The sequence below is a fragment of the Flavobacterium sp. genome, assembly GCF_036515215.1.
In the GTDB taxonomy this organism is placed as follows: domain Bacteria; phylum Bacteroidota; class Bacteroidia; order Flavobacteriales; family Flavobacteriaceae; genus Flavobacterium.
Genome location: NZ_DATBVQ010000160.1, coordinates 1 through 9230, shown reverse-complemented (window position 1 = coordinate 9230; position 9230 = coordinate 1). Strand labels below are relative to the sequence as shown.

Annotated in this window: 11 protein-coding genes and 2 pseudogenes; all 13 read right to left on the bottom strand. The window is 38.6% G+C overall.

The features are described 5' to 3' along the window. Positions 1-282 (bottom strand): annotated as a pseudogene (locus VIH09_RS10755) (ABC transporter permease); the annotation flags it as partial. Between the two features lie 61 nt (positions 283-343). Further along, complete coding sequence (locus VIH09_RS10750) at positions 344-1078, bottom strand: ABC transporter ATP-binding protein (protein ID WP_331580798.1); 735 nt, start codon at positions 1076-1078, stop codon at positions 344-346. A gap of 3 nt (positions 1079-1081) precedes the next feature. After that, positions 1082-1993: an ABC transporter ATP-binding protein gene (locus VIH09_RS10745; protein ID WP_331580796.1), complete on the bottom strand. Its 912-nt coding sequence runs from the start codon at positions 1991-1993 to the stop codon at positions 1082-1084. Further along, positions 1993-2280: a hypothetical protein gene (locus VIH09_RS10740; RefSeq protein ID WP_331580794.1), complete on the bottom strand. Its 288-nt coding sequence runs from the start codon at positions 2278-2280 to the stop codon at positions 1993-1995. Before VIH09_RS10740 ends, VIH09_RS10745 begins: the two co-directional genes overlap by 1 nt. Before the next feature lie 20 nt (positions 2281-2300). Continuing rightward, positions 2301-3179, bottom strand: coding sequence for an HlyD family secretion protein (locus VIH09_RS10735; RefSeq protein WP_331580792.1), 879 nt, complete (start codon positions 3177-3179; stop codon positions 2301-2303). Positions 3180-3241: 62 nt separating this feature from the next. Next, positions 3242-4498: a TolC family protein gene (locus VIH09_RS10730; protein WP_331580790.1), complete on the bottom strand. Its 1257-nt coding sequence runs from the start codon at positions 4496-4498 to the stop codon at positions 3242-3244. Next, on the bottom strand, positions 4495-5106 hold the full coding sequence (locus VIH09_RS10725; protein WP_331580788.1) for a TetR/AcrR family transcriptional regulator: 612 nt from the start codon (positions 5104-5106) through the stop codon (positions 4495-4497). The genes VIH09_RS10730 and VIH09_RS10725 overlap by 4 nt, the downstream gene beginning before the upstream one ends. A 77-nt stretch (positions 5107-5183) precedes the next feature. Then, positions 5184-5381, bottom strand: a complete 198-nt coding sequence (locus tag VIH09_RS10720) for a DUF6132 family protein (protein WP_331580786.1) — start codon at positions 5379-5381, stop codon at positions 5184-5186. Then, on the bottom strand, positions 5378-5683 hold the full coding sequence (trxA, locus tag VIH09_RS10715) for a thioredoxin (protein WP_331580784.1): 306 nt from the start codon (positions 5681-5683) through the stop codon (positions 5378-5380). The genes VIH09_RS10720 and trxA overlap by 4 nt, the downstream gene beginning before the upstream one ends. Then, on the bottom strand, positions 5673-6725 hold the full coding sequence (locus tag VIH09_RS10710) for a methyltransferase domain-containing protein (RefSeq protein WP_331580782.1): 1053 nt from the start codon (positions 6723-6725) through the stop codon (positions 5673-5675). The genes trxA and VIH09_RS10710 overlap by 11 nt, the downstream gene beginning before the upstream one ends. 38 nt (positions 6726-6763) lie before the next feature. Continuing rightward, on the bottom strand, positions 6764-6985 hold the full coding sequence (locus VIH09_RS10705; RefSeq protein ID WP_331580780.1) for a DUF2892 domain-containing protein: 222 nt from the start codon (positions 6983-6985) through the stop codon (positions 6764-6766). A gap of 88 nt (positions 6986-7073) precedes the next feature. Then, on the bottom strand, positions 7074-8486 hold the full coding sequence (locus VIH09_RS10700; RefSeq protein ID WP_331580778.1) for an MBL fold metallo-hydrolase: 1413 nt from the start codon (positions 8484-8486) through the stop codon (positions 7074-7076). A 368-nt stretch (positions 8487-8854) separates the two neighbouring features. Continuing rightward, positions 8855-9230: pseudogene (locus VIH09_RS10695) on the bottom strand (NAD(P)/FAD-dependent oxidoreductase); the annotation flags it as partial.

The following is a 9230-nucleotide window of genomic DNA, read 5'->3' as shown; positions in this document are numbered from 1 at the left end:
CACTTTTCCTTTTTGGAATATGGACTCTATTTGGGTTTCACTGCTGATTTCCTGTTCGATATGAAAATAAGGTGAAGCACTGATTTTATTAATTATTTTTTGTGTTTCCGCGTCTTTCGATTTGTCCAGAATGGCGATGTTAACGTTGTTGATTTCGTTTGTAATGGCAAAGCCAAAAAGCATGATCTGGGCAATAGGCATCCCGAAAAGAATAAACATCGAACGCTTATCCCTAAAAATATGGTAAAATTCTTTGGTTACAAAACCGAAAAATCGTTTCATTTCATTTTATTTTTACTTTCTATTTCTTTTCTCTCTTCTCTTTGTTCTCTCTTCTTTTATCTTATTCTATGTTTCTTGCCAGTTTCAGAAAGACTTCATTCATAGAATCTACCCCATATTGTTGCTTTAGGTTTTTTGGGGTATCCAGCGCCTCTATGTGCCCTTCTACCATAATGGAAACACGGTCGCAATATTCGGCTTCATCCATGTAATGGGTGGTGACAAATAACGTAGTCCCTTTATGGGCTTCCGCATAAATCATTTCCCAGAATTGTCGTCTGGTGATTGGGTCCACGCCTCCGGTGGGCTCGTCGAGAAACACAATTTTGGGCTCGTGTAATAACGCAACCGAAAACGCCAGTTTTTGCTTCCAGCCCAACGGCAACGAACCAACCAATTTGTCGACAACTTCCTCGAGTTGTAATTCTTGAACTAATTGCGTCGTTTTCTCTTTGATTCTAATTTTACTTAATCCATAAATCCCACCAAAAAAAGTAATGTTTTCCTTGATGGTTAAATCATCGTACATGGAAAATTTCTGGCTCATGTAGCCGATGCTTTTCTTTACCATTTCGGAATTGGTTTTCACGTCAAAACCTGCGACGGTTGCCTCTCCCGAGCTGGCGTTTGAAATTCCGATAAGCATTTTCATGGCCGTCGTTTTTCCTGCTCCGTTTGCTCCGAGGAATCCAAAAATTTCCCCTTTATACACATCAAACGAAATGTTGTTGACCGCGGTGAAAGCGCCAAATTTCTTGCTGAGGTTTTTTACGGATATGATTTTTTCTTGGCTCAATGCTTATTGGTTTAGGTTCGTTAAATCCATGAATACATCTTCAATTGTTGGTTTTGAAATTTTAAGCACAATATCTTGATGACCATTCTTTTTTAAATAATTTTCTAATTCCAGAGGGTTAAAAACCGATTTTTTGTCGATGTAATGGATGTATTCCCCGAATGCAAAAACACTGTACTGACTCGGATAATTTTTTAAGTCTTGGATCAGTTGATAGGTATTATTTGACTGAACATCATAAATGGTTTTGTCATATTTTTTAATGATGTTTTCGGGTGTGTCAATTTTTAATATGGTCCCTTTTTGTATCAATGCAATTCTGTCGCACAAAGCGGCCTCGTCCATGTAAGGTGTAGAAACCAGAATCGTAATCCCTTTTTGCTGCAGGCGTTTTAGCATTTCCCAAAATTCTTTTCTCGAAACTGGATCTACCCCTGTAGTGGGTTCGTCGAGAAATAGCACTTTTGGCTTGTGAATCAAAGCGCAACATAAGGCTAGCTTCTGTTTCATTCCTCCCGAAAGTTTTCCGGCGCGTCGATTTTTAAAGGGCTCAATCTGGACGTAGATTTCCTTGATGATATCGTAGTTTTCTTCAACGGTGGTGCCGAAGATCGTGGCGAAAAAATTCAGGTTTTCCTCGACAGTTAAATCCTGGTACAAGGAAAATTTCCCTGGCATATAACCCACCACAGTCCGAATGGATTTATACTCCTTGACGACATCAAAGCCGGCTACGGTAGCTGTTCCTTCATTGGCGAGTAGTAGCGTGGTCAGGATCCTGAACAATGTTGTTTTTCCGGCTCCATCCGGCCCTATGAGTCCAAATAATTCTCCTTCCTTTACTTCAAAAGTAATGGACTTGACCGCAGCGATGTCGTGGTAGGATTTTGAAATATTTTGGACTTGTATACCCATTATTTGATCAATAAAAAATTGCTTTCTTCTATGGCGTCGATTCTATGCTTTACTTCAGGCTCAATATTCACGTAATCGCCCGATTTTAAATTTATGACTGACTCTTTTTCGTCTTTATAAACGGCATTGCCTGCAACGCAAACTAAAAGTGTTGGGACTTTGCTTAAGTGTTCTTTCAGTTGTTCCCCAGAGGCAATTTGTAGCGAAATCACTTTTCCTTCCGTTGCAGAGAAAAGTATTTTCGTTTGTACTGCTTTATTCTCCGTGTGTAGTTTTTTTAAGTTCATTTTGGTTGTTTTAAAGAGTTCTATTTTGCAATCCACATTTCCGCCGGCATGCCTATTTTAAGGCTTCCGTCATTTTTAACCGTTGCTTTTACGGCATAGACTAAGTTTACTCGTTCTTCTTTGGTCTGAATGATTTTGGGGGTAAATTCCGCCGAAGAGGATATCCACGAAATAGTTCCAGGATAGGGTTTCATTTCCGTTCCCGAATCAATTTTAACGGTGACGTTTTGCCCTATTTTTATTTTCGGCAATTGGGTTTCGCTTACGTAAACGCGCAATGTCATTTCAGAAATGTCGGCTATTTTGTAAAGGGGTTTGCCGAAGGCCGTTATTTCGTTAGGTTCTGCGTATTTGGCCAACACCGTTCCTTTTACGGGGTTTATAATTTTACTTTTTTGGATTTGGTCCTCAATTTTTTCGATTTGAACATCAATTGACTTGGCCTCGTTTGTGATAGGCGCATTTTGGGTTCTTACGCTTTTTATTTGTTCTTTCAATACATTTACTTTTCCGTCAATTTCATCCAGTTGTCGTTTAGTGGCCGCGTTCTCGGCAAACATATTTTCAATTCTTCTTTTCTCGATCAAGGTCGTTTTTAGTTGCTCTTGCAAAACATCGTCTTGCGACAAAACATTTTTTGATTTTGAATAAACCGTGTTTCTGGATGCTATTAATTGCTGTTTGTTCAGATACAATTGAGTGGTGTCAATCAACCCGACAAGAAGGTTCGGTTCCAAAACAGATCCCTCTTCGAGATTCAAGAATTCTATTTTGCCGTTGGCTTCGGCCGAAATCGTAATTTCTGTCGCTTCGAAGTTACCGTAGCCGTCTGCCTTGTCATTGTTGTTATTGCAAGAGAGCAGGCCGAGAAGGATTAATAATGTAATTGTCTTTTTCATGTCTGTTTTGAATTTTGTAGTCTAAATTTTAAAAATTTAAAATTCATCATTTATAATAATTACTAAATGCCTTTTATAACTTGATAATTTGCCTTGGCTAAAGCCAATTGAATTTCATGGAGTTTTTGATTTGTTTTAGCCTCGAATAAATTGGTCAGTTCCACCAAATATTCCGATGCCGTGATGACTCCATTTTTCAGTTGGGCATCCGACGATTTAACGACGTATTCCCTTAAAGCGATAATCTCTGAATCGCTGGAGATCATTTCCTCCGTTTTAATTATTTCGTTTTCCATTTCCTGCAACTGCAAATTGGTATTTAGCACAAAAGTTTCTTTTTCCGTTGAAACGATTGCTTCCGAAACGGATAGTGCCTGCTGTTCTGTTTTGGATTTATTCCAGTCAAACAGATTCCAGTTGGCTTTTACCCCAACGACATAAAAAGTCTGAAACGTATTGTCAAGCATATTGAGTCCTGGATTCCCGTAACCGGCCTGGCCAAATGCATTCACTTTGGGCAGATTGTTTTTTGAAAGGATGTTTTTAGAAAGATTTATTTGTTCGTTTTGCAAATCGAACAATTTCAGTTCGGGCCTATTGTTTTCAGTATTAAAGTCAGTAGCGGTTTTTGGCTTTACCAAAGTCGACCGTTCGTTGATTGTCGAATAGGTTAGTGTTGACAAACTTTCAAGCGCTCTCTTTTTGTCGTAGTGAATTTCGGTAAGTTGTTGTTTTATTTTTAATTTTTCCGCCTCCAGAACCTTTTCGGAGGCAGGAAGTATCGCGCCAAACTTCACTCCAACTTTAACCTCTTTAATTTTGGAATTCAATTGTTCGTCTTTTACCAATAGAATGCCAGCGCGTTCTTGCAGCAATAGAGTGGAAAAGTACAATTGATTGATTCTGGTTTTCAATTGGTATAAACTCACTTCCACTTGTTGTTGTTGCGTCTTGGTTTGGGCCTCCTTAATTTTGGCATTGGCATCAATCAAACCTCCATTGTAAAGTAATTGATTGAAATCCAAGGTGGCACGGTATTGATCTTTGTTCGGCGGGTTTATGGTGGCGTTTGGCAAGCTAATGGGTAATTGCGTGACATCTGATTGATATGTCGCTTGTGCGTTCAAATCTATTTTGGGGAGTTTTCCTTTATTGAGGACTTCCGTGTCCAAACTGGATTTTTGTAGCAGCAACTCGTTTTGTTTAGCTAAGGGGTAATTTCTACTGGCCAAAGCATAACAATCTTCCAATGATAAAGTTTCCTGCGCCACAGAAAAAAGTGGCAATACTAAAAGGGATAGTAGAATTATTTTTCTCATTTTTTTATAGCATTAATGATAAAATCGGCCACTTCGGTTGTTCGGTCTTGCAATATTTTTTGGAACATTTTCTCATCAGCATTTATGAGTCCCTTTAATAGCGGTTTCCCAATAAACGGAAATACATTTAACGAAATGATATTAATAAATAGTTGTTCCGCATCAATGGGTTTGATGAGCCCTTGTTCGATTGCTGAAGCTACTTGAATTTTAAATTTATCAATCGAAGGGAAATTTTTCTCCGTCTTTAATTTTTGTACAAATTCAGGATTCTTATTGATTTCTTGGATAACGAAATTGGGCAAGTAAGGATGCTTCATTACGAAAGTGATGTACTTTTCTGTAAAATTTCTAATCTTGTCAAATAGTTCTCGGTCATCATTTAATACCTGATTTAATTGAGGCGCCATTATTGAAAAAGCGCTTTTAAATGTTGCTTCAAAGAGCAGTTGTTTGCTTCTGTAATAATAATGCAACAACGCTTTATTTATTCCCGCCTTATCAGCAATTTCCTGCATTCTTGCACCCGCCATTCCTTTTTCTTGGAAAACGTCTTTGGCGGCATTCAGTATTTCTAGTTCTGTATTTTCTTGTTTTTTCTTTTCCATCTTACTAACCGTACAGTTTAACCATTTGGTTAACAAAGGTAGAAAAAAAAAGTAATCGCACTTACTTTTTTTAAATTTTATTGTTTTTTTTCAGTTTTTACGAACATATTGAAAACCAATCCGCCCATTAAACTCCCGTACAAGGTGGAATTTAGCGGTTTGGAAGTGATCGCACATGTTCCTGAGGCGCAACCAACGAAATGATAATAGAGATAACCGGCAATAGCGCCAATGATTACGCCAATCACTATGATTATAATCGCTTTTTTTGTCATTTGTTGCTTTTTTCCACTATGATTTTAATGATCGCGGTTTTATCCAAAACGCCCGACTCGCGCCACAATTGTTTTCCGTTTTGAAACAAGATCATCGTGGGTACGCCACGAACTTGATACTGGGAAGCCACTTGCTGGTTTTTATCTACATCAATTTTTATGATTGAAATTCGGTCTCCCAAATCGTCTTTCACTTCTTTCAAAATGGGGCCAAGCACTTTACAGGGGCCGCACCATGTTGCAAAAAAATCAATCAATACCGGTTTTTCTGATTTTATGATATTCTCAAAACTACTGTTCATTTTTACTTTTTTTAAATGTTGACACTCCACATCCGTTTAGGCTGCATCCCGTATTAAAAACGGCTTGAAACAAGAAAAAAGCAGCCATGAAACCTAGCAAAAACTCATGATACTGGATGGCTTGCTGTATGAAAAAGAGGCCAATTAGCAGACGAATCCACCTCATGGCATGCCAATTTCTAAATAGTAACTGTTTCATGCTCTCGCTTCCTTTATTTTTTTTAATTTTATATTTTTCGTCATACGAAACGATGGCCTGTAGTTCCTCCAGGGGCAATTCATTTTTACCGACAATCAGAACTTCCGAAAAATCGGTGCTCATACTTGCGCTTAGAACATCGTTTAAGGCTTCAAACTTGCTTGTAACCGTATCCATGCATCCGCTGCAAGTTATCCCTTCAAATTGATAGAGATTGACTAGTACGTTGCTGTTTCTTTTAAATTCAAAGAACAATTCGGAATTGGCTCTTGGCGCTATCGAATTTGTTGCCATATCCATTCTCATAAAATCAAATGCACTGTTGAAAAGTAGCTCGTATTCTTCCTTGCTTCCGCCAAAAGGTGGACTTAACTCAAACGACCTATTGAATAATAATCCCGCCAATATTCCGCCTTGAACCAAAATCTGGTGCATTTTCCATACATATTTTTGACGCATCGTTGGCGGCAAAGCGCAAAAAAAGGTTTGTTCGATAATCAAATCATACTGGCCCTGCTGTTCGAAGAAATCCCCCAGAATTATTTTTATATTAGGATTATCCGCAAATTTTTGTTTTAAGTCTTCAACCAATGTAGGCGCTATGTCTATGACGGTGACATTAGTGAAACCTTCTTGCAATAGATACTCCGCTTCATAGGTATTCCCGCAACCCGGAATCAGGATGCGACAACTTTTATTGTCTAATGCGTCAATATATTCTTTAATTGGTGGTGAAACTTGGCCTAAATCCCATCCTGTGGATTTGGTTTTGTATTGCGCATCCCAAAAGTCCTGGTCTAATGGCCTGTCACAAGATGTTACGCAACATTGATCGTTATTCATAGTCGTGTTTTTTTGAATATTCAAAATTGTTGTACGATTTACTTATTTATTTCGCTTTTCTCTTTTTCCCTTGTGCTAATGCCTAATGCAGCGTATAACGGACAAAAGCTGACAAAACTGGTTATCAGTAAGATAATTGCAATCGCTCCCAAAATTAATGCTGCCGTACCGCTAATCACGTTGGTAAAATACAAAAGGGCGATAAGGGCCGCTAATAAACTTCTGATGACTTTGTCGATTAACCCCATATTTTTTTTCATGACATAAAAATTTAATTGGTTAAAGTAGTTTATATTTTAATTACAAATTTACGACATAAATACTTGACTTACAGAGTTTTGAATTTATTTATAGCGTTTTACTTTGGCAGACAAAATCTGTTTTTGGGACTTCAGTTTTTGCGATAGCGTTAAAACCTCCCTCTATTTCTGCAAAATTTCTGAAACCACGGGCTTGTAATATCGAAGCTGCAATCATACTACGGTATCCACCCGCGCAATGAAGAAAAAAGGGCTCTTTAGGATCGATGTCTTTTATCCATTCGTTAATGCTGGCTAGCGGCTTGCTGTAAGCTTCGTCAACATGTTCCGCACAATACTCACTGTCTTTTCGAATATCAATTACTTTGCTTTCGCCAATTTTCACTTTCTTGGCAAACTCCTCGGCGGTAATTCTATTTACCGTATCAATTTCTTTTCCCGCTTTTTTCCAAGCTTCAAATCCACCTTCCAAATGGCCAACTAGATTGTCAAAGCCCACACGACTTAATCGTGTAACGGATTCTTCTTCCTGACCTATTTCGGTAACAAGAATAATAGGTTGTTTCACATCACCGATAAGGGCGCCTACCCATGGGGCAAAATCGCCTTCGATTCCGATATTTATGGATTGGGGAATAAATCCTTTGGCAAATTCACCGTTTTTTCGGGTGTCCAAAATTAAGGCTCCAGTGTCTTCGACAACAGTTTCGAAATCTTTCGCATTTATGGCTCTCATCCCATTGTTTAAAACGGTTTCAAAGCTTTCATATCCCTGTTTGTTCATCGCCACATTCATTCCGAAATAAGCAGGTGGCGGCAACAATCCCTCGGTCACTTCTTTGATGAATTCCGCTTCGGTCATATTTGCTCTTAAAGCATAATTGGTTTCTTTTTGGTTACCAATAGTCCCTACAGTTTCCTTGCTCATGTTTTTGCCACAAGCACTACCAGCACCATGGGCCGGATATACGATGACGTCATCCGGTAAAGTCATTATTTTGTCTCGTAACGAATGGAATAATATTCCCGCCAATTGTTCCTGCGTCATCGAAGCTGCTTTTTGGGCCAAATCAGGTCTTCCCACATCACCAATGAATAGCGTGTCTCCGGAGAAAACAGCGTGCTCTTTACCGTTCTCGTCTATCAATAAATAGGTGGTGCTTTCCATTGTATGTCCTGGCGTATGCAAAGCTCTAATGGTAATATTGCCAATTTTAAATTCTTGACCGTCGGCTGCGATAATCGCATCAAATTCAGGATTCGCATTTGGTCCGTAAACAATAGGCGCTCCAGTTTCTTTGCTCAAATCGACGTGTCCTGAAACAAAATCGGCATGAAAATGCGTTTCGAAAATATATTTCAATTTTACGTTATCGCGCTGTAAGCGGTCCAGATATGGCTGTGTTTCACGAAGTGGGTCAATAATGGCAGCCTCGCCATTTGAAGTTATGTAGTAAGCACCTTGTGCTAAACATCCAGTATATATTTGTTCTATTTTCATAATAGTGTTTTTTAATATTGTTATACAAAGATAATTCTTGTGTTTATATTTAAAGGTGACTAATGTTACATAAATGCCGCTTATTTGCAGAAATGTTCCAGGACAAAAACTGCGTTTCGCTTCTACTGCTTATGATTACCGTTTTGCTCAATTGACAACGCGATTTTCTTTAACAACCTTTTATTGCGTTCTTTTACTGACGATTTATATTATGGCAGCGGACGACTAGGGATTAGATGTACCAAAAATTCACAAATTAAGTATGCCGAAACGGATAAATAATTTGTGAATTTGCGTTTTTTTATCTGGCTGGCCGACTTTCAGTCTGTCAAAACAAATCTATGGTTTTCAAGGATATGGCCCATCTGTTATGCTGTTCCCTTTAATATTTTATTCCAGTACAACCAAGGCAAAATTTTAGTTTTTAATTTCCACATGGTCCATCGCGGTTTTGCTTGGTCAAAAGGGAAAGTCATTTTGGGTTTGTTGTCATAATCAAATTCTGCGAGCATTAATTTACCATATTGCGTGGGAATAGGGCAGGCACTATAGCCATCATAAAAAGCCGTTGGTTTTTGCTGGTTCATAACAGATAATAGATTGGCAACCACTACCGGGGCTTGCTTTCGAATTGCCGCACCCGTTTTGCTGCAAGGAGCATTGGTGCAATCGCCCAATGCGAAAATATTGGGGAAACGAGAATGTTGCAGGCTGTACTTTTCAACCTCTACAAAACCTAAAGCA

Bases quoted from the DNA above. Each gene is read 5' to 3' on its own strand.
- VIH09_RS10745 (WP_331580796.1), bottom strand. From the start codon at position 1,993: ATGGGTATACAAGTCCAAAATATTTCAAAATCCTACCACGACATCGCT.
- VIH09_RS10720 (WP_331580786.1), bottom strand. From the start codon at position 5,381: ATGACAAAAAAAGCGATTATAATCATAGTGATTGGCGTAATCATTGGC.
- VIH09_RS10740 (WP_331580794.1), bottom strand. From the start codon at position 2,280: ATGAACTTAAAAAAACTACACACGGAGAATAAAGCAGTACAAACGAAA.
- VIH09_RS10735 (WP_331580792.1), bottom strand. From the start codon at position 3,179: ATGAAAAAGACAATTACATTATTAATCCTTCTCGGCCTGCTCTCTTGC.
- VIH09_RS10725 (WP_331580788.1), bottom strand. From the start codon at position 5,106: ATGGAAAAGAAAAAACAAGAAAATACAGAACTAGAAATACTGAATGCC.
- trxA (WP_331580784.1), bottom strand. From the start codon at position 5,683: ATGAACAGTAGTTTTGAGAATATCATAAAATCAGAAAAACCGGTATTG.
- VIH09_RS10700 (WP_331580778.1), bottom strand. From the start codon at position 8,486: ATGAAAATAGAACAAATATATACTGGATGTTTAGCACAAGGTGCTTAC.
- VIH09_RS10705 (WP_331580780.1), bottom strand. From the start codon at position 6,985: ATGAAAAAAAATATGGGGTTAATCGACAAAGTCATCAGAAGTTTATTA.
- VIH09_RS10730 (WP_331580790.1), bottom strand. From the start codon at position 4,498: ATGAGAAAAATAATTCTACTATCCCTTTTAGTATTGCCACTTTTTTCT.
- VIH09_RS10710 (WP_331580782.1), bottom strand. From the start codon at position 6,725: ATGAATAACGATCAATGTTGCGTAACATCTTGTGACAGGCCATTAGAC.